Below are 18103 nucleotides of genomic sequence, written 5' to 3' on the forward strand. Positions count from 1 at the left end.
AAATGATCTCCAGCGCAACGAAACAGAGATAAATATTCTCCCAAGCCGAGCCTATGATGTTTGTAGGACAAGATTTCTTCTACCCGAAGACTGACTGTCAGCTAGCGCGCCCACTACAAGAAATTCACAAGATAGAGCGTAGAAAGCCATGACTCAGCCGTACGAACCGCTGCGCCTGCACGTTCCCGAACCCTCGGGCCGCCCAGGCTGCAAGACCGACTTTACCTACCTGCGCCTGACCGACGCCGGCCTGGTGCGCAAACCCCCAATCGACGTAGAACCCGCTGACACCGCCGACCTGGCCAAAGGCCTGATCCGTGTGCTCGACGATCAGGGCCAGGCTCTGGGCCCGTGGGCCGAAGGCGTGCCGGTGGACATCCTGCGCACCGGCATGCGCGCGATGCTCAAGACGCGGATCTTCGACAACCGCATGGTGGTCGCCCAGCGTCAGAAAAAGATGTCGTTCTACATGCAGAGCCTTGGCGAAGAAGCCATCGGCAGCGCCCAGGCCCTGGCCTTGAACATCGACGACATGTGCTTCCCCACCTACCGCCAGCAAAGCATCCTGATGGCCCGGGAAGTGCCGCTGGTGGACCTGATCTGCCAACTGCTGTCCAACGAGCGCGATCCGCTCAAGGGCCGCCAGTTGCCGATCATGTACTCGGTAAAAGACTTCGGTTTCTTCACCATTTCCGGCAACCTCGCCACCCAATTCGTACAAGGCGTGGGCTGGGGCATGGCCTCGGCGATCAAGGGCGATACCAAGATTGCCTCGGCCTGGATCGGCGACGGCGCCACCGCTGAATCCGACTTCCACACCGCCCTCACCTTCGCCCACGTCTATCGGGCGCCGGTGATTCTCAACGTGGTGAATAACCAGTGGGCCATCTCCACCTTCCAGGCCATCGCCGGTGGTGAAGCCACGACGTTCGCCGGACGCGGCGTGGGTTGCGGCATCGCTTCTCTGCGTGTGGACGGCAACGATTTTGTCGCCGTGTACGCCGCCTCCGCCTGGGCCGCCGAGCGTGCCCGTCGCAACCTGGGGCCAACCCTGATCGAGTGGGTCACCTACCGCGCCGGCCCGCACTCCACCTCTGATGACCCGTCCAAGTACCGTCCCGCCGACGACTGGAGCCACTTCCCGTTGGGCGACCCGATTGCCCGCCTCAAGCAGCACCTGATCCGTATCGGCCAGTGGTCCGAAGAGGAACACTCCGCAGTCAGTGCCGAGCTTGAAGCCGACGTCATCAAGGCCCAGAAAGAAGCCGAGCAGTACGGCACCCTCGCCGGTGGCCAGATCCCTAGCGCCGCCTCGATCTTCGAGGATGTGTACAAGGAAATGCCCGAGCACCTGAAGCGCCAACGCCAGCAACTGGGAATCTGACATGAACGATCACAACAACAATATCCAGTTGGAAACCGCCATGACCACGACCACCATGACCATGATCCAGGCCTTGCGCTCGGCCATGGATGTGATGCTTGAGCGCGACGACAACGTCGTGGTGTTCGGCCAGGACGTCGGTTACTTCGGCGGCGTGTTCCGGTGCACCGAAGGCTTGCAGACCAAGTACGGTACCTCGCGGGTGTTCGACGCACCGATCTCCGAAAGCGGGATCATCGGTGTCGCCGTGGGCATGGGCGCCTATGGCCTGCGCCCGGTTGCCGAGATTCAGTTCGCCGACTACGTGTACCCGGCCACCGACCAGATCATTTCCGAAGCCGCACGCCTGCGTTATCGCTCCGCCGGCCAGTTCACCGCCCCATTGACCATGCGCATGCCTTGCGGCGGTGGCATCTACGGCGGCCAGACCCACAGCCAGAGTATTGAAGCGGTGTTCACCCAGGTCTGCGGCCTGCGCACGGTGATGCCGTCCAATCCCTACGACGCCAAGGGCCTGCTGATTGCCTCCATCGAAAACGATGACCCGGTGATCTTTCTGGAGCCCAAGCGCCTGTACAACGGCCCGTTCGACGGCCACCACGACCGCCCGGTAACCCCGTGGTCGAAACACCCGCAGGCACAAGTGCCGGACGGTTACTACACCGTGCCGCTGGATGTCGCCGCCATCGCCCGCCCGGGCAAGGACGTGACCATCCTCACCTACGGCACCACCGTGTATGTGTCGCAAGTGGCCGCCGAAGAGACCGGCATTGATGCCGAAGTCATCGACCTGCGCAGCCTGTGGCCGCTGGACCTGGAAACCATCGTCAACTCCGTGAAGAAAACCCGCCGCTGCGTGATCGTCCACGAAGCCACACGCACCTGCGGCTTCGGCGCCGAGCTGGTGGCGCTGGTGCAAGAGCATTGCTTCCACTACCTGGAAGCGCCGATCGAGCGCGTCACCGGTTGGGATACGCCGTATCCCCACGCGCAAGAGTGGGCGTATTTCCCTGGCCCGTCCCGAGTGGGCGCGGCTTTGCATCGGGTTATGGAGGTCTGAATGGGCACGCACGTTATCAAGATGCCGGACATTGGCGAAGGCATCGCGGAAGTTGAATTGTCGGTGTGGCACGTCAAGGTCGGCGACCTGGTGGTAGAGGATCAGGTGCTGGCGGATGTGATGACCGACAAGGCCATGGTGGATATTCCTTCGCCGGTGCATGGCAAGGTGATCTCCCTCGGTGGCGAGCCGGGCGAAGTCATGGCGGTCGGCAGTATTTTGATCAGCATTGAAGTGGAAGGCGCGGGCAATACCAAGGAGTCGGCGTTGTCGGCCGTGGTCGAAGAGGCGGCGCCTGCACCTGCGCCGAAGGTTGAAGCCAAGGCGCCGGTCGTCGAAAGCAAGCCAGCCACCAAGCCGGTTGTGGCTCAGGCACCGGTAGCACGCGACGCCGATGAGCGTCCGCTGGCCTCCCCGGCCGTGCGCAAGCATGCGCTGGATGCCGGCATCCAACTGCGTCTGGTCCAGGGCAGCGGCCCCGCCGGTCGCGTTTTGCATGAAGACCTTGAGGCCTATTTGCAGCAAGGCAGCGTAAAAAGTTCTACCTCGGCCAGCCCCTACGCCGAGCGCAACGACGAGCAGCAAATCCCGGTGATCGGCATGCGCCGCAAGATCGCCCAGCGCATGCAGGACGCCACCCAGCGTGCCGCGCATTTCAGCTACGTGGAAGAAATCGACGTCACCGCCCTCGAAGAGTTGCGGGTACACCTCAATGAAAAACACGGCGCCACGCGCGGCAAGCTGACCTTGCTGCCGTTCCTGGTGCGGGCCATGGTGGTGGCCGTGCGGGACTTCCCGCAAATCAACGCGCGCTACGACGACGAAGCCCAAGTCATCACCCGCCTTGGCGCAGTGCATGTCGGCGTCGCGACCCAAAGCGATATCGGCCTGATGGTGCCCGTGGTGCGTCACGCCGAGGCCCGCAACCTGTGGGGCACGGCCGAAGAAATCACCCGCCTGGCCAACGCCGCACGTAATGGCAAGGCCAGCCGCGATGAACTGTCGGGCTCGACCATCACCCTGACCAGCCTTGGCGCGCTCGGCGGGATTGTCAGCACACCGGTGCTGAACTTGCCGGAAGTGGCCATCGTCGGCGTCAACCGCATCGTTGAGCGGCCAATGGTGATCAAGGGGCAGATCGTGATCCGCAAGATGATGAACCTCTCCAGCTCCTTCGATCACCGGGTGGTCGATGGCATGGACGCGGCGCAATTCATCCAGGCCATCCGTGGCCTGCTCGAACAACCCGCCAGCCTGTTTCTGGAGTAAGTCATGTCGCAGACATTGAATACCACGCTGCTGATTATCGGCGGCGGCCCTGGCGGTTACGTGGCGGCGATTCGTGCCGGCCAACTGGGCATCCCGACCGTTCTGGTGGAAGGTCAATCGTTGGGCGGTACCTGCCTGAATATCGGCTGCATTCCGTCCAAGGCGCTGATTCACGTTGCCGAGCAGTTCCAGCAAACCGTGCACCACAGCCAGGGTTCGAACCTGGGGATCAAGGTCGCCGCACCGACCCTGGACATCGGCAAAAGTGTGGAATGGAAAGACGGCATCGTCGATCGCCTGACCACCGGCGTCGCGGCGCTGCTGAAGAAACACAAGGTGCAGGTGATCCACGGCTGGGCCAAGGTCATCGATGGCAAGACCGTGGAAGTCGGCGAGCAACGTATCCAGTGCGAGCACCTATTGCTGGCCACCGGCTCGAAAAGCGTCAACCTGCCGATGCTGCCGATTGGCGGCCCGATCATCTCGTCCACCGAAGCCCTGGCGCCGAAAAGCGTGCCCAAGCGGCTGATCGTGGTGGGTGGCGGCTATATCGGCCTGGAGTTGGGCATCGCTTATCGCAAGCTCGGTGCCGAAGTGAGTGTGGTCGAGGCTCAGGATCGCATCCTGCCGGCCTATGACGCTGAACTGACGCAACCGGTGGCTGAATCCCTCAAACAATTGGGGGTGAAGCTGTACCTGAAACACAGTGTCACCGGTTTTGAAAACAACACCCTGCAAGTGCGCGATCCCAACGGCGACACCTTGTCCCTGGAAACCGACCAGGTGCTGGTGGCCGTCGGTCGCAAACCCAACACCCAAGGCTGGAACCTGGAAGCGCTGAACCTGGACATGAATGGCTCGGCGATCAAGATCGACAGCCGCTGCCAGACCAGCATGCGCAATGTCTGGGCCATCGGCGACCTGAGCGGCGAGCCCATGCTGGCGCATCGCGCCATGGCCCAAGGTGAAATGGTGGCGGAGCTGATCAGCGGCAAACACCGCGAATTCAACCCGGCGGCGATCCCGGCGGTGTGCTTTACCGACCCGGAACTGGTGGTGGTCGGCAAGACCCCGGATGAAGCGAAAGCGGCCGGTCTGGACTGCATCGTGTCCAGCTTCCCGTTCGCCGCCAATGGCCGAGCCATGACCCTGGAGTCGAAAACCGGCTTCGTGCGGGTGGTGGCACGGCGTGACAATCATCTGATCGTCGGCTGGCAGGCGGTGGGGGCTGGCGTGTCGGAGTTGTCCACGGCATTTGGCCTGTCCCTGGAAATGGGCTCGCGCCTGGAAGATGTGGCGGGCACCATTCACGCCCATCCGACCCTGGGTGAAGCGGTGCAGGAAGCAGCACTGCGGGCGTTGGGGCATGCGTTGCACCTGTAACGTGCACCAACTCTGTAGCCGCTGGCGCAGCCTGCGATCGACTGCGAAGCAGGCGTCAGGGTCTTAAACTGCTGAAGGTCCTGCGGCCCTTATCGCAGCCTTCGGCAGCGGCTACAGAGGATCACGTCAGATTGCGCACGCCAAGGCTGCGAATTCGCCTCGGAATGAAGTATTGTTGCGCCCATCCAGAAATAAACCACACGCCTGCCTTCGACCAGGCGGTTGACAAGAGATAGAGGGTGTCATGGGTAACGAAAGCATCAATTGGGACAAGCTGGGTTTTGACTACATCAAGACCGACAAGCGTTTTCTCCAGACCTGGAAGGATGGTGCTTGGCAAGAAGGCACCCTGACCGAAGATAACGTGCTGCACATCAGTGAAGGCTCCACCGCCCTGCACTACGGCCAGCAATGCTTCGAAGGCATGAAGGCCTACCGCTGCAAGGACGGCTCGATCAACCTGTTCCGCCCGGACCAGAATGCCCTGCGCATGCAGCGCAGCTGCGCACGCCTGCTGATGCCGCAAGTGCCGACCGAAGCCTTCATCGAAGCCTGCAAGGCCGTGGTCCGCGCCAACGAGCGGTTCATCCCGCCGTACGGCACTGGCGGCGCGCTGTACCTGCGTCCGTTCGTCATCGGTACCGGTGACAACATCGGCGTGCGCACTGCACCCGAGTTCATCTTCTCGATCTTCTGCATCCCGGTCGGCGCCTACTTCAAGGGCGGCCTGACCCCGCACAACTTCCTGATCTCCGGCTACGACCGTGCCGCGCCCAACGGCACCGGCGCGGCCAAGGTTGGTGGCAACTACGCCGCGAGCCTGATGCCGGGCTCCCTGGCGAAAAAAGCCAACTTCGCCGATTGCATCTACCTGGATCCACAAACTCACTCGAAAATCGAGGAAGTCGGTTCGGCCAACTTCTTCGGGATCACCCACGACAACACGTTCGTCACCCCGAACTCGCCGTCGGTGTTGCCAGGCATCACTCGCCTGTCGTTGATCGAGCTGGCCAAGTCCCGCCTGGGCCTGAAAGTGGTTGAAGGTGATGTGTTCGTCGACAAGCTGTCGGACTTCAAGGAAGCCGGTGCCTGCGGTACTGCTGCGGTGATCACGCCAATCGGTGGTATCGAGTACAAGGACAAGCTGCACGTGTTCTACAGCGAGAAAGACGTCGGCCCCGTCACCCAGAAGCTCTATAAAGAGCTGACAGGTGTGCAGTCCGGTGACGTTGAAGCGCCTGAAGGTTGGATCGTCAAGGTCTGACCAACACCGCTGCACAAATGTGGGAGCGGGCTTGCCCGCGATAGCGGAGTGTCAGTCAACAGCTATTTGACTGACGCACCGTCATCGCAGGCAAGCCAGCTCCCACATTCATTTCCGGTGTCTGAAGAACAGCGCTCAGTCTTTCGAAATATTCTCCACAATCTTCTTGCCCATGCTGATTCTCGGCTCCGCTCCATACCCCAACGCCTCATAAAACCCCACCACCGCTTCGTTGCCGCTGGTGACCTGCAGGTTGATCTTCATGCAGCCCAAGGCAATCAAGGCCTGCTCTGCATGCCGCACCAGCGAGGCGCCCAGGCCCTGGCGGCGATAGTCGGCATGCACTGCCACCGAATACAACCAGCCACGATGGCCGTCATAACCGGCGAGGATGGTGCCAATCACGGCTTTCTTGTCCGTGGCGACAAAGAACAAGGCATCGTTGACCGCCAGTTTCTTATCAATCGCCAAGGCCGGCATATTGTGTGCGGTGTCATAACCAAAGGCCGCCTGCCACAACGCTATCACTTGGCCACGGTGCTGACGGTCGCGATACAGACCGATGGGATGGCGTGACGACAGGGCCTTTTCCATGACCAGCGTGCGTTCGTTGCCGTGGTAGACGTCGCGTACCGTATGGAAACCCAGCTTGGTATAGAACGGCTCGGCGGTCAGCGAGGACGGCACATTAAGTACCGTGACGCCGGCCTCCCGGGCGCGCAGTTCGATTTCGATCATCAGCAGGCGACCGATGCCCTGCCCTTGCAACACCGGATTGACGAATACCGAGCGCACCACGTTGCCATCAAGGGCGGCGGTAGCGACGATTCCTTCGTCCTGGAGGACCGCCACCAGCACCGTTCGGCGCTGGAGCAACGCCAGTACGGCGTCGGGGGTGAAGTTGCTCGCCACTCGGGCGATGACGTCGGCCGGGTAATCCCGGGCGTTGCTGTCATGCAGAGCCGCCAGAATTACCTGGCTGATGCCTTCGGCATCGGTGGTTTGGGCGAGACGGACTTCAGTGGGCATAGGCACTCATTCCTCCAGAATCGAAATTGCAGCCGATTGCGCTGTTATACCCCACTTTTCAGCTTTCCCGGCTGAACCACCCCCCTGTTTCAGCCGGGATTCTTCCGCTACAGCGCACAAAATAGCCTCAATGCCCAACTCCATGGACCCGTGCCCCCATGCAAACCACCAACACCGTCCTGATGATCCGCCCGGCGCGCTTTGCCTTCAACCCGGACACCGCGATCAACAACCGCTTCCAGCGCCCGCCCCTGGACCCGCTCGGCGCGCAGCAGAAAGCGCTGGAAGAGTTCGACGGCTATGTCGACACCCTGCGCAAGCACGGCGTTGAAGTGTTGGTGGTACAGGACACCCCGGCACCTCACACCCCGGATTCGATTTTCCCCAACAACTGGTGGAGCAGCCACGCCGACGGCAGCCTGGTGCTGTACCCGATGGAAGGCCAGAACCGACGACTGGAGCGCAATAAAGGCGTGCTGCAAGTCCTGGAGCAGCGCTTCGCGATCCGCGACACCATCGACCTCAGTCACCTGGAACAACAGAACATTTTCCTCGAAGGCACCGGCAGCATGGTCCTCGACCGTCAGCACCGCATCAGCTACGCCTGCCACTCCGGGCGTACCCATCAAGATGCCCTGCGCCAATTTGCCGAGCGCCTCGACTATCAGGTCTGCGTGTTCCACGCCGTCGACCGTCACCACGCGCCGATCTACCACAGCAACGTAATGATGAGCGTCGGCCGCGACCTGTCCGTGGTGTGCCTGCAAGCGCTGCCCGAGGACCAGGAACGCCTGGCCCTGGAGCGCTCCCTGCGGGACACCGGTAAAGACATCCTCGCCCTGGACTTCGGCCAGTTGGAGGCTTTCGCCGGCAACATGCTGGAAGTCCACGACCGCGACGGCCAGCCGCTGCTGGTGATGTCCGCCAGTGCCTGGCAATCCCTCAAGCCTGCCCAGCGCCAGCACGTGGAACGCCACACGCGGCCTGTGGTGGTGAACATCGAGCACATCGAACGCATCGGCGGCGGTAGTGCCCGCTGCATGTTGGCGGAAGTGCATTTGCCCGCCCGCCCTTCATTCCAATAAAAGGAGTCTTGCCATGACCCGTTATATCGACGTCAACGACCTCAGCTACCTGGTGTCGCAAAAAGGTCTGCAAACCTGCATCAGCGAGATGGCCGAGTACATCCGCGCCGACTACCTGCGCTGGCAGGACTTTGAAAAGTGCGCACGTTTGGCCAACCACTCGCCGGAAGGCGTGATCGAACTGATGCCCGTATCGGACGCCGCGCTGTACGCCTTCAAGTACGTCAACGGCCACCCGAAAAACACCCAAAGCGGCATGCTCACGGTCATGGCATTCGGCGCCTTGGGGGATGTCGACACGGGCGAGCCGGTGCTACTCAGCGAAATGACCCTGACCACCGCGATCCGCACCGCCGCCACCTCGGCGCTGGTCGCCCGCTACCTGGCCCGTGAAAACAGCCGCAGCATGGCGCTGATCGGCAACGGCTCGCAAAGCGAGTTCCAGGCCCTGGCCTTCCACGCCATGTTGGGTATCAACGAAATCCGCCTGTTCGACATCGACGCCAAGGCCACCGCCAAGCTCGCGGCCAACCTCAAGGCGTTCCCGGCGATCAAGGTGATCCTGGCCGGCAGCGTCGCCGAGGCGGTGCGCGGTGCCGACATCGTCACCACCGTCACCGCCGACAAGGCCTACGCCACCATCCTCACGGACGAAATGATTGAACCCGGCATGCACCTCAATGCCGTGGGCGGCGACTGCCCGGGCAAGACCGAACTGGACCGGCGCATCGTCGAACGCGCCCGGGTGATCGTCGAATACGAGCCGCAAAGCCGTATCGAAGGCGAAATCCAGCACATGCCGGAAGATTCCCCTGTCACCGAACTGTGGCAAGTCATCAACGGCCAGGTGGCCGGCCGGGAAAATGCGCGCCAGGTGACCCTGTTCGATTCGGTGGGTTTTGCCATCGAAGACTACTCGGCCCTGCGTTACGTGTTGGACGTGGCCAAGGTGCTGGACATTGGCAGCACCCTGGAACTGGTACCCGAGCTGGCGAACCCGAAGGACCTGTTTGCCCGTCTTGCGCAACGGCCTGCCGCACAGCACAAAAAGCGCGCCTGAGACCGCTCTGGCCTGCCGCTTTGAACACAGGGCGGGCCAGACACCAGCGTGCAAAAAGCCGATTTTGCGGGTGATGCAGCCGATTCCGCTGACATCCGCGTTTTAACAGCACATTCCGAGCGCCACAACAGGGGTAAACGACACAAAAAACGCACCTTCATGAAGCATTCTGAGCGCGACCAAAGAGTCAGCAAATGAATGCGTGCTTCACCTTTTACTGCCCTGACATCAATTACAAAATATAGGGAATACACATGACTCCGCTCCGATCACTTTTCGCTGCGCTGCTCCTGCCGTTGTGCGCCTGCGCCGCCCAGGCCCAGGAATGGAAAGAAATCCGCTTTGGGGTCTTCCCCGAATACCCACCCTTTGAATCAGTCGCCGCCGACGGCAGTCTGCAAGGTTTCGATATCGAGCTAGGCAACGCGATCTGCACCAAGCTTGAGGTCAAGTGCGTGTGGGTCCACAACGAATTCGACGGCATGATCCCGGCCCTGCGTGCTCGCAAGTTCGACGCCATCATGTCCTCCATGGCCGTGACCCCGGCCCGCCAGAAAGTCATCGACTTCAGCGACCGCCTGTTCCTCAGCCCGACCTCGGTGATCACCCGCAAAAACGCCGACTTCGGCGACACCCCTGAATCGCTGAAAGGCAAACAGGTCGGCGTGCTGCAAGGCTCGCTGCAAGAAGCCTACGCCCGTGCGCACCTGGCCAAGCTCGGCGCGCAGATCAAGGCTTACCAGTCCCAGGAGCAGAACTACGCCGACCTGCAAAACGGTCGCCTCGACGCCACCCTGACCGACAAGCTCGAAGCCCAGCTCAACTTCCTGTCCAAGCCCGAAGGCGCCGACTTCAAGACCGGGCCGGCCTTCAAGGACCCGACCCTGCCGCTCGACATCGCCATGGGCCTGCGCAAGAACGACCAGCAATTGCTGGCGCTGATCAACAAAGGCATCGCCGCCGTGCAGGCCGATGGCACCTACGCGCAGATCCAGAAGAAGTACTTCGGCGATCAGGATATCTACCACGAATGATATCCATCATCGCCCCTGTGGGAGCTGGCTTGCCTGCGATGGCGGCCTAAAGCATTGCGCTGAACCCAATGGCCTCATCGCAGGCAAGCCAGCTCCCACAGTAAATGTCTGCGCCCCATCGAGATCTCCCCATGAATGAATTCCTCAACTTGCAGGGCTTCGGCCCGCTGCTGGCGCAGGGTGCCTGGATGACGGTCAAGCTGGCGTTCCTGGCGCTGGTGCTGAGCCTGTCCCTGGGGCTGATCGCCGCCGGTGCCAAGCTCTCCAGCGTCAAGCTGCTGCGGGTCCCGGCCACGCTCTACACCACGCTGATTCGCAGCGTGCCGGACCTGGTACTGATCCTGCTGATTTTCTACAGCCTGCAACTGTGGCTGAACGATCTGAGCGAAATGCTCGGCTGGGACTACTTCGAAATCGACCCGTTCACCGCCGGCGTGCTGACCCTCGGTTTTATCTACGGTGCGTATTTCACCGAGAACTTTCGTGGGGCGATTCTCAGCGTACCGGCAGGCCAACTCGAAGCCGCGACCGCCTACGGCCTGAGCCGCTGGCAACGCTTTCGTCTGGTGCTGTTCCCGCAGTTGATGCGCTTTGCCTTGCCGGGCCTGGGCAATAACTGGCTGGTGCTGCTCAAGTCCACGGCGCTGGTGTCGATCATCGGCCTGTCGGACCTGGTCAAGGCCGCGCAGAACGCCGGCAAGACCACCAACAACCCGCTGTATTTCCTGATCCTCGCGGGCCTGGTGTACCTGGTGATCACCACCCTCTCCAACCGTGTATTCAAACGCCTGGAGCGGCGCTACAACATCGGTATCAAGGGGATGGCGCGATGATCGAACTGATCCAGCAATACGGCCTGGCCTACCTGTTCACCGACGGTAACGGCTTTTCCGGTGTGGCGATGACCCTGTGGTTGTTCATTATCTCGGTGGTGCTGGGCTTCTTCCTGTCGATCCCGCTGGCGATTGCGCGGGTGTCGGAGCACTTCTGGATTCGCTGGCCGGTGGAGGTCTACACCTACCTGTTTCGCGGCACGCCGCTGTATATCCAACTGCTGATTTGCTACACCGGGCTCTACGGCCTGGACGTGGTGCAAGACAACGCCCTGCTCAACCAGTTTTTCCGTAACGCGCTGAACTGCACGCTGCTGGCCTTCGTACTGAACACCTGCGCCTACACCGTGGAAATCTTCGCCGGGGCGATTCGCAACATCCCCCACGGCGAGATCGAAGCGGCGCGGGCCTATGGTTTGCACGGCTGGCGGTTGAACCTGTTTGTGGTAGTGCCCGCCGCCTTGCGCCGTGCGCTGCCGGCCTACAGCAACGAAATGATCCTGATGCTCCACGCTACGTCCCTGGCGTTTACCGCCACCATCGCCGACATCCTCAAAGTGGCCCGCGATGCGAATGCCGAGACCTTCCTGACCTTCCAGGCCTTCGGCATTGCGGCCCTGCTGTACATGCTGCTGTCCTTTGCACTGGTGGGCCTGTTCCGACTGGCCGAACGTCGCTGGATGCGTTTTCTTGTTCCTACCCGAGGCTAACCCATGAATCAGTCCGCGCAGGCCCTGGCCGCACATCCCACTTGCGTCATCGACACCCGCTCCGCTCCCCGGCCCACCGTGGTGGCGGAAAATGCCAACGTCAAACTCCAGGTCGAAGGCCTGCACAAACGCTATGGCGAACACGAGGTGCTCAAAGGCGTTTCGCTGAATGCACGCAATGGGGATGTGATCAGCCTGATCGGCGCCAGCGGTTCCGGAAAAAGCACGATGCTGCGCTGCATCAACTTCCTTGAGCAGCCGGACGCCGGGGTGATCACCCTGGATGGCATCAGTATTGAAATGCGCCAGGGCCGCTCCGGCGTCCAGGCGCCGCACCAGGCCCAACTGCAAAACCTGCGTACACGCCTGGCCATGGTCTTCCAGCACTTCAACCTGTGGAGCCACATGACCGTGCTGGAAAACATCTGCATGGCGCCCCGACGCGTGCTCGGCGTGAGCGCCGCCGAGGCGGAAAAACGCGCGCGGATGTACCTGGACAAGGTCGGCCTGCCGGGCCGGGTGGCCGATCAATACCCGGCGTTTCTCTCCGGCGGCCAGCAACAGCGGGTGGCGATTGCCCGGGCGCTGGCCATGGAACCGGAGATTATCCTGTTCGACGAACCCACCTCGGCGCTCGACCCTGAACTTGTAGGAGAAGTGCTCAAAGTCATACAGACGTTGGCTGAGGAAGGTCGTACCATGCTCATGGTCACCCACGAAATGGGCTTTGCCCGACAGGTGTCCAGCCAGGTGCTGTTCCTGCATCAGGGTCGAGTCGAGGAACACGGCGGCGCCGAGATCCTTGACCACCCCAACAGCGAACGCCTGCAGCAATTTCTTTCCAACCGTTTGAAGTGAACACGAAGCCAACCATGGATACCAAGGCCAACGGACCCCATTCCTCCCCTGCGCTGGATCGCATCGACGAGGCCATCATTGATGTGCTGCGTCATCAGGGGCGTATCACCTACGAGAAACTCTCGTCACTGGTGCACCTGACCCCCAGGCCCTGCCTGGAACGGGTGCGCAAACTGGAACGCCGGGGGGTGATCCGCGGTTATGGCGCGATCATCGATGTACAGATGGTCTCGCCGGGGCTGTCACTGCTGGTGCTGGTGGCCCTCTCCAACCAGAGCGGACGCTCGGCGCAAAAAGCCTTCGAAGCCTGCGTCAAAACCTGCCCCCAGGTGTTCGAATGCCAACTGATCAGCGGGCCGTTCGACTACAGCCTGCGCATGCGCTGCCGAGACATGGAACACTACCGGGTACTGACGGAAACCTGGTTGAACAATGACGAGTTGCACATTGATAAATTGGTGGCGCATCCGGAGTTGGCGGTGGTGAAAAACACCGCGACTGAACTGGCTTAACCCCCCATTCGCTGAGACAAAGAAGATCAAATGTGGGAGCTGGCTTGCCTGCGATAGCGGTGGGTCAGACAACATTGATTTGACTGGTCCACCCCTATCGCAGGCAAGCCAGCTCCCACATTTTAACCGTGTTCAGATTCACGGAGCATCCGGGCGATCCCGCGAGACCAAACACAGATAACCTTCAATATCCGCACCATCCAACGGCTTGACCTGGATAAACACCCGATTCACCTGCCGCCCCATCTTGATTCCCTCCCGGGCCCGCACCGACACATACCCAAGCTTGGGCCAGAATCGCTCGGCCTTGGTGTTGCCCTCTACCACCGTCAGCCGCAGCCAGCGAGCTCCCAGGTTCATTGCCCAGTCCTGAAGATCAGCATGCAACCGATTGGCCAGCCCAGTGCCATGCAGCGAGGTGGCCACCAACAACAACCCGATATGCCAAACCCCGGTCGCCAACAAGTCTGATGCCACATTCACCACGGCTACCAGTACGCCCTCGGTGTCGCGATAGCCCAACCAATACATGCGTGTATGCGGCCAATCATCGGGCAGTTGGAAACTCAGCTCTTCACGAGCCTCCAACGGCCTGGCGGGCTCGCCATTGACCGCCAGAAAATAGCCCGGACTGTCTTCAAACAACTGCTGCAGCTCAGCCTCGTCACGGATTGTCAGCTCGACCACGCGAATGCCGGCGACGGAACTGATGGGCAGGTGCAATATTGTCGAAACCTCCATGTTTGCCACGCCTCACTCGTCCCGCGTCAACACTTCCAACAACTCAATCTCAAAACGCAAATCGCTGTTGGGCTTTATATGCGCCCCCATACTGCGCTCGCCATAAGCCAGGTGCGCCGGCACAAACAGCGTCCGAATCCCGCCGACTTTCATGCCCATCAGGCCTTGGTCCCAGCCCTTGATCACGCGACCGGTACCGATGACACACTGGAACGGCTTGCCTCGCTCCCAGGAAGAATCGAATACCGTGCCGTCTTCCAGGGTGCCGGTGTATTGCGTGGTGATCAGCGCCCCCTTGACCACGGCTTTGCCGTCGCCCAGGCGGGTGTCGGTGATGTGTAGTTCGTTGTTCATACCTTTAGACCTCACTCACAACCAATGCCAAAACCGGCTCCAGAAGCCCCGATCCAAGTCCGCCTTACACCCCGCATATTGCCGCGCATACATATCCGAGCGTGCCTTGACCTTCCCGGCAACCGGCAACAGCCACGCTTTACTGGCATAGGTTCTTTGACGATAACCGCCCCAGCCTTCGTGGTAGTTCAGGTACTGGCCGTAGGCGTCGTATTTGTACACGCCATTGATGGTGGTGGTCTTGTCCATGTACCAGCCGACAAAGTCGATGGCGTCGTCGAAGTCCTGGCGGCTGGCCCAGCTACGGCCGGTGCTTTTGCGGTAGTCGCTCCACACTTCATCCTTGGCCTGGGCGTAGCCGGCAGCGGTGGTGACGCGGCCCCAGGGGATGATCCACAACAGGTATTTGCGCGGGGTCTTGGCGTTCTGCCGGAAGCCCGATTCCTGGTACATGATGGCGAACGGCACTTGGATCGGTACACCCCAGCGCTTCTGGGTGACCTTGGCCGCGTCGTACCAATCGTCTTTTTCCCGGAAGATGCCGCAGAGGTCATCGGGGGTGCGTGGCGGCGAAGTACCGCAGGCTGCCAGCAGGGAGGTCAGTAGTAAGAGGGCTATGGTTTTTGCCAGATTCAAAAGCTCACCTTCGCGTGATGCGCGTAAAAAAGTCGACAGTTTACGCGTTCACGGAAGGTGATGCCGATAAGACATCAATTTGCCTTGTTCACCGTGCAGGAACCAGGCCGGCGCCTGCACGGTGGTGCATCAGGCCAACGGCACTTTGCGGGTGGAAATCGCCATCCGGCCGACACCGAAGCTCAGCGCTGCACCCAGCAGCAACATGAGCAAGGTGCTCCACGCGGCACGGGACAATTGCTTGGCGGCCACTTCGCCGGCTTCACGCGCCTTCTGTTCGGCTTGCTTCTTCAGCGCTTCAACTTTCTGCACCGCCTGCTGATAGGCCTGGGCATAGTTGTCGACGATCTGAGTGGCTTCGGCCTGGCTCTTGCCGGTACGGGCGGCGACGATGTTGACCAGCGCTTCTTTGTCCGCCGCATTCAAGGCGGGCTCACCGGATGCCTTGACCCGCTCGAACCACTGTTTCAGCTCTTCGGTGGCCTGGGCCGGGTTTGTGGCGGCGTCGCTGGCCGCTTGCTTGCCATCCGCTGCAGCCTGGTCGGCTTTATGCCCGACATTGGCCGGGTCCAGCTCAGGCTTGCCGGTTTGCTTGAGCAAGGTGTCCAACTGGCCTTGCAGGCTGTTCCAATCCAGGCTGATGCCCTTCTCGTCCAGTTGCTGCTTGACGCTGTCGCTGATGCCCGGTGCCACGGCGGCAATCCCGCTGCCGGCAGCCGACAGGCCTTTACCGAGCACATTCCCGGCAGCGCCCACCACACTGGTGGCCAGCGCCGCCAGCAACCAGGTGGTCAGTAACGTGGTGATGGTCCAGCTCAGGACGCCATGCAAGCCGCCGCGATCCGGCGCGGTGCGCCCGGCCACGAATGCGCCGACGCCGATGGCCAGCAAGGTCGAGACAAACAGCCAGATCCCCGCGCCGGTGCCGAACCCGCTCAACGGGTTACCGGCCGCCATCGGGTTGACGGCACTCGCGCCAATGGCGGTGCCCAACACACTCAGTACCAGGTAGGTCACCAGGGCAATTGCACTACCGGCCAACACCGAGCTCCAGGACACGCGAAACAGTGAACGGTTGCTTTCATAGACAGTGGTCATGATCGATCCTTTGACAGTGAGTAAGTACAGACCAGCTCAGTGTGTCGAGCCCGCGTTCTGCGGTCTCGGCACAATTGCACCAGGCGCACTGGTGCATTCGCACCCCGCGCCCGGGACTTTCCCTGCACTATCCTGAGCCCCAGGTGTCGTACTTCTCACGCGACCTTCCCCCGGAGAAACCATGAGCCAGGCCGTCCTCGCCAAAGAAACCAACCGCCGCCAACTGCAGCAGATCATCTCCGGGCTATCCGACGGGGTGATTCTTGCCGAGATCGACCAGACGATCCTGTGGGCCAACGAAGCCGCGCTGACCATGCACGGGGTCGACCACATCGAAGCCCTGGGTGCCAACACCAAGGAATACGCGACCCGCTTTGCCTTGCGCTACCGCAACAATCACCCGTTGCCACTGGAGAATTACCCGCTGAGCCGGGTAGCGGACGGGGAAGAATTCAGCGACGTGGTCGTGGAAGTCACACCCACTGGCGACGACGAAAAAACCTGGGTTCACCGCCTGCGCAGCCTGGTGCTCAACGACGCGTCCGGCGAACCGGAATTGCTGGTATTGATCCTCAGCGATGCCACCGAATGGGCCAGCGCCGAGCAGCGTTTCGAGAAGACGTTCAACGCCAACCCGGCGCCTGCGGTGATCTGCCGCCTGAGTGACCTGCGTTATATCAAGGTCAATCAGGGTTTCCTGGAGATGACCGGCTACAACCGCGACCAAGTGATCGGCCGCTCGGTGTATGAGCTGGATGTACTGGAACAGGCCGAACGCAAGGACCTGGCGATCCAGCGCCTGGGGGAAGGCGCGACCATCCCGCAGATGCAGGCGGAACTGAAGCTGCCCGAAGGTGGCAGCAAACTGGTGATCGTCGCCGGCCAACCGTTGGACATGAACGAGGAAGACTGCATGCTGTTTTCCTTCACCGACCTTGAACCCCGGCGCAAAGCTGAAACCGCGTTGCGCCAGAGCGAAGAACGGTTTGCCAAGTCCTTTCGCCTGACGCCGGTGCCCACCCTCGTGTGCAGCGCCGACAACCAGCAAGTGGTGGACATCAACGAAGCCTTCATGAGCACCACCGGCTACACCAGTGAAGAACTGATTGGTAAATCCGTGGCCGAGATCGACTTTATCGACGGTGCCCAGAACTGCACCCGGGTGTTCGCCGCTCTGGAGAAGGCCGGCAATGTCGACAACCTGGACCTGAAGATCCGCAAGAAAGGCAACGAAGTGATCGACTGCGTCTTGTCCGCCGACACCGTCAGCATCCAGGACGTGCCCTGCTACCTGCTGGTGTTGATGAACATCACCGAACGCAAGCGCTCGGAGCTGGAACTGGTGGCAGCCATTGAAGAGGTCATGCAGGACGCCTCCTGGTTCAGCCAGACACTGATTGAGAAACTGGCCAACGCCAAGAGCGTCAACAGCCCCAACCTGCCCAGCGTTTCCTTCACCGATCTCACCGCGAGGGAGCGCGATGTGCTGGGTTTGATCTGCGAAGGCCTGGCCGACAAAGAGATCGCCTCACGCCTGAAACTGGCGCCGAACACTGTGCGTAACCATGTGGCGACGGTGTATTCCAAACTTGGGGTGCATAGCCGCAGTGCGGCCATTGTCTGGGCACGGGAACGAGGTTTATTCGCCGGCGAGCACCGGGTGAAGCCGAAGAAATAGAGTGCAAATGCACTAGTACGACCGGTGCAAATTCGCCTTATCCGGTGAGGATGCACTCCTTAACCTTGAAGGGTGGGCACAGGGATTGAATCCCGTGCCAAAGCGTTTTTGCCCT

General features: G+C 61.1%; 18 protein-coding genes. 13 read left to right on the forward strand and 5 right to left on the reverse strand.

What is annotated here, in order from left to right; all coding sequences use genetic code 11:
• The first annotated feature begins 148 nt into the window (after positions 1–148).
• The 5 genes from GNF76_RS18530 to GNF76_RS18550 all read left to right on the forward strand — a co-directional run bounded on the left by GNF76_RS18530 (position 149) and on the right by GNF76_RS18550 (position 6360).
• Positions 149–1384 carry a 3-methyl-2-oxobutanoate dehydrogenase (2-methylpropanoyl-transferring) subunit alpha gene (locus tag GNF76_RS18530; protein ID WP_155584575.1) on the forward strand — a complete coding sequence of 412 codons (1236 nt, stop codon included), beginning with the start codon at positions 149–151 and terminating at the stop codon, positions 1382–1384.
• Between the two features lies 1 nt (position 1385).
• Positions 1386–2444 carry an alpha-ketoacid dehydrogenase subunit beta gene (locus GNF76_RS18535; RefSeq protein ID WP_155584576.1) on the forward strand — a complete coding sequence of 353 codons (1059 nt, stop codon included), beginning with the start codon at positions 1386–1388 and terminating at the stop codon, positions 2442–2444.
• Positions 2445–3713: a dihydrolipoamide acetyltransferase family protein gene (locus GNF76_RS18540; protein WP_155584577.1), complete on the forward strand. Its 1269-nt coding sequence runs from the start codon at positions 2445–2447 to the stop codon at positions 3711–3713.
• Between the two features lie 3 nt (positions 3714–3716).
• Positions 3717–5096, forward strand: coding sequence for a dihydrolipoyl dehydrogenase (gene lpdA / locus GNF76_RS18545; protein ID WP_155584578.1), 1380 nt, complete (start codon positions 3717–3719; stop codon positions 5094–5096).
• A 244-nt stretch (positions 5097–5340) separates the two neighbouring features.
• Entirely contained in the window at positions 5341–6360 is a 1020-nt protein-coding gene (locus GNF76_RS18550; protein WP_155584579.1) for a branched-chain amino acid aminotransferase, read from the forward strand.
• 135 nt (positions 6361–6495) lie between these two features.
• Here the strand turns inward: GNF76_RS18550 and GNF76_RS18555 are convergent, their stop codons facing one another.
• A complete protein-coding gene (locus tag GNF76_RS18555) occupies positions 6496–7389 on the reverse strand; it encodes a GNAT family acetyltransferase (RefSeq protein ID WP_155584580.1) in 894 nt (297 codons plus the stop codon).
• 158 nt (positions 7390–7547) lie between these two features.
• Here GNF76_RS18555 and ctlX point away from each other — a divergent pair, with 158 nt between their 5' ends.
• The 7 genes from ctlX (at position 7548) to GNF76_RS18590 (ending at position 13481) form a co-directional block, all read left to right on the forward strand.
• Positions 7548–8474 carry a citrulline utilization hydrolase CtlX gene (gene ctlX, locus GNF76_RS18560; protein WP_155584581.1) on the forward strand — a complete coding sequence of 309 codons (927 nt, stop codon included), beginning with the start codon at positions 7548–7550 and terminating at the stop codon, positions 8472–8474.
• 13 nt (positions 8475–8487) lie between these two features.
• Complete coding sequence (locus GNF76_RS18565; protein ID WP_155584582.1) at positions 8488–9534, forward strand: ornithine cyclodeaminase; 1047 nt, start codon at positions 8488–8490, stop codon at positions 9532–9534.
• Positions 9535–9788: 254 nt separating this feature from the next.
• Positions 9789–10568: an ABC transporter substrate-binding protein gene (locus tag GNF76_RS18570; protein WP_155584583.1), complete on the forward strand. Its 780-nt coding sequence runs from the start codon at positions 9789–9791 to the stop codon at positions 10566–10568.
• Between the two features lie 131 nt (positions 10569–10699).
• Entirely contained in the window at positions 10700–11401 is a 702-nt protein-coding gene (locus tag GNF76_RS18575) for an ABC transporter permease (RefSeq protein WP_155584584.1), read from the forward strand.
• The gene (locus GNF76_RS18580; RefSeq protein ID WP_155584585.1) at positions 11398–12111 is read left to right on the forward strand and encodes an ABC transporter permease; all 714 of its coding nucleotides are present in this window, start codon (positions 11398–11400) and stop codon (positions 12109–12111) included. Before GNF76_RS18575 ends, GNF76_RS18580 begins: the two co-directional genes overlap by 4 nt.
• Before the next feature lie 3 nt (positions 12112–12114).
• Positions 12115–12969, forward strand: coding sequence for an ABC transporter ATP-binding protein (locus GNF76_RS18585; RefSeq protein WP_218585300.1), 855 nt, complete (start codon positions 12115–12117; stop codon positions 12967–12969).
• A 14-nt stretch (positions 12970–12983) separates the two neighbouring features.
• Positions 12984–13481 carry an Lrp/AsnC family transcriptional regulator gene (locus GNF76_RS18590; RefSeq protein WP_038441855.1) on the forward strand — a complete coding sequence of 166 codons (498 nt, stop codon included), beginning with the start codon at positions 12984–12986 and terminating at the stop codon, positions 13479–13481.
• A 138-nt stretch (positions 13482–13619) separates the two neighbouring features.
• Here the strand turns inward: GNF76_RS18590 and GNF76_RS18595 are convergent, their stop codons facing one another.
• From GNF76_RS18595 to GNF76_RS18610, 4 genes are all read right to left on the reverse strand, one after another.
• Complete coding sequence (locus GNF76_RS18595) at positions 13620–14222, reverse strand: GNAT family N-acetyltransferase (RefSeq protein ID WP_155584586.1); 603 nt, start codon at positions 14220–14222, stop codon at positions 13620–13622.
• 12 nt (positions 14223–14234) lie between these two features.
• Positions 14235–14576 carry an FKBP-type peptidyl-prolyl cis-trans isomerase gene (locus GNF76_RS18600; RefSeq protein WP_155584587.1) on the reverse strand — a complete coding sequence of 114 codons (342 nt, stop codon included), beginning with the start codon at positions 14574–14576 and terminating at the stop codon, positions 14235–14237.
• Between the two features lie 15 nt (positions 14577–14591).
• A complete protein-coding gene (locus GNF76_RS18605) occupies positions 14592–15212 on the reverse strand; it encodes a transglycosylase SLT domain-containing protein (protein WP_155584588.1) in 621 nt (206 codons plus the stop codon).
• 129 nt (positions 15213–15341) lie between these two features.
• Positions 15342–16310: a hypothetical protein gene (locus tag GNF76_RS18610; protein WP_155584589.1), complete on the reverse strand. Its 969-nt coding sequence runs from the start codon at positions 16308–16310 to the stop codon at positions 15342–15344.
• Between the two features lie 181 nt (positions 16311–16491).
• On the opposite strand from GNF76_RS18610, the gene GNF76_RS18615 reads away from it, so the two are divergent.
• Entirely contained in the window at positions 16492–17988 is a 1497-nt protein-coding gene (locus tag GNF76_RS18615) for a PAS domain S-box protein (protein ID WP_155584590.1), read from the forward strand.
• Positions 17989–18103: the final 115 nt, after the last annotated feature.

The sequence above is a fragment of the Pseudomonas spelaei genome (assembly GCF_009724245.1).
GTDB lineage: Bacteria > Pseudomonadota > Gammaproteobacteria > Pseudomonadales > Pseudomonadaceae > Aquipseudomonas > Aquipseudomonas spelaei.

Bases quoted from the DNA above. Each gene is read 5' to 3' on its own strand.
- GNF76_RS18580 (WP_155584585.1), top strand. From the start codon at position 11,398: ATGATCGAACTGATCCAGCAATACGGCCTGGCCTACCTGTTCACCGAC.
- GNF76_RS18555 (WP_155584580.1), bottom strand. From the start codon at position 7,389: ATGCCCACTGAAGTCCGTCTCGCCCAAACCACCGATGCCGAAGGCATC.
- GNF76_RS18615 (WP_155584590.1), top strand. From the start codon at position 16,492: ATGAGCCAGGCCGTCCTCGCCAAAGAAACCAACCGCCGCCAACTGCAG.
- GNF76_RS18535 (WP_155584576.1), top strand. From the start codon at position 1,386: ATGAACGATCACAACAACAATATCCAGTTGGAAACCGCCATGACCACG.
- GNF76_RS18550 (WP_155584579.1), top strand. From the start codon at position 5,341: ATGGGTAACGAAAGCATCAATTGGGACAAGCTGGGTTTTGACTACATC.
- GNF76_RS18540 (WP_155584577.1), top strand. From the start codon at position 2,445: ATGGGCACGCACGTTATCAAGATGCCGGACATTGGCGAAGGCATCGCG.
- GNF76_RS18530 (WP_155584575.1), top strand. From the start codon at position 149: ATGACTCAGCCGTACGAACCGCTGCGCCTGCACGTTCCCGAACCCTCG.
- GNF76_RS18570 (WP_155584583.1), top strand. From the start codon at position 9,789: ATGACTCCGCTCCGATCACTTTTCGCTGCGCTGCTCCTGCCGTTGTGC.
- GNF76_RS18610 (WP_155584589.1), bottom strand. From the start codon at position 16,310: ATGACCACTGTCTATGAAAGCAACCGTTCACTGTTTCGCGTGTCCTGG.
- GNF76_RS18590 (WP_038441855.1), top strand. From the start codon at position 12,984: ATGGATACCAAGGCCAACGGACCCCATTCCTCCCCTGCGCTGGATCGC.
- GNF76_RS18585 (WP_218585300.1), top strand. From the start codon at position 12,115: ATGAATCAGTCCGCGCAGGCCCTGGCCGCACATCCCACTTGCGTCATC.
- GNF76_RS18565 (WP_155584582.1), top strand. From the start codon at position 8,488: ATGACCCGTTATATCGACGTCAACGACCTCAGCTACCTGGTGTCGCAA.
- lpdA (WP_155584578.1), top strand. From the start codon at position 3,717: ATGTCGCAGACATTGAATACCACGCTGCTGATTATCGGCGGCGGCCCT.
- GNF76_RS18575 (WP_155584584.1), top strand. From the start codon at position 10,700: ATGAATGAATTCCTCAACTTGCAGGGCTTCGGCCCGCTGCTGGCGCAG.
- ctlX (WP_155584581.1), top strand. From the start codon at position 7,548: ATGCAAACCACCAACACCGTCCTGATGATCCGCCCGGCGCGCTTTGCC.
- GNF76_RS18595 (WP_155584586.1), bottom strand. From the start codon at position 14,222: ATGGAGGTTTCGACAATATTGCACCTGCCCATCAGTTCCGTCGCCGGC.
- GNF76_RS18600 (WP_155584587.1), bottom strand. From the start codon at position 14,576: ATGAACAACGAACTACACATCACCGACACCCGCCTGGGCGACGGCAAA.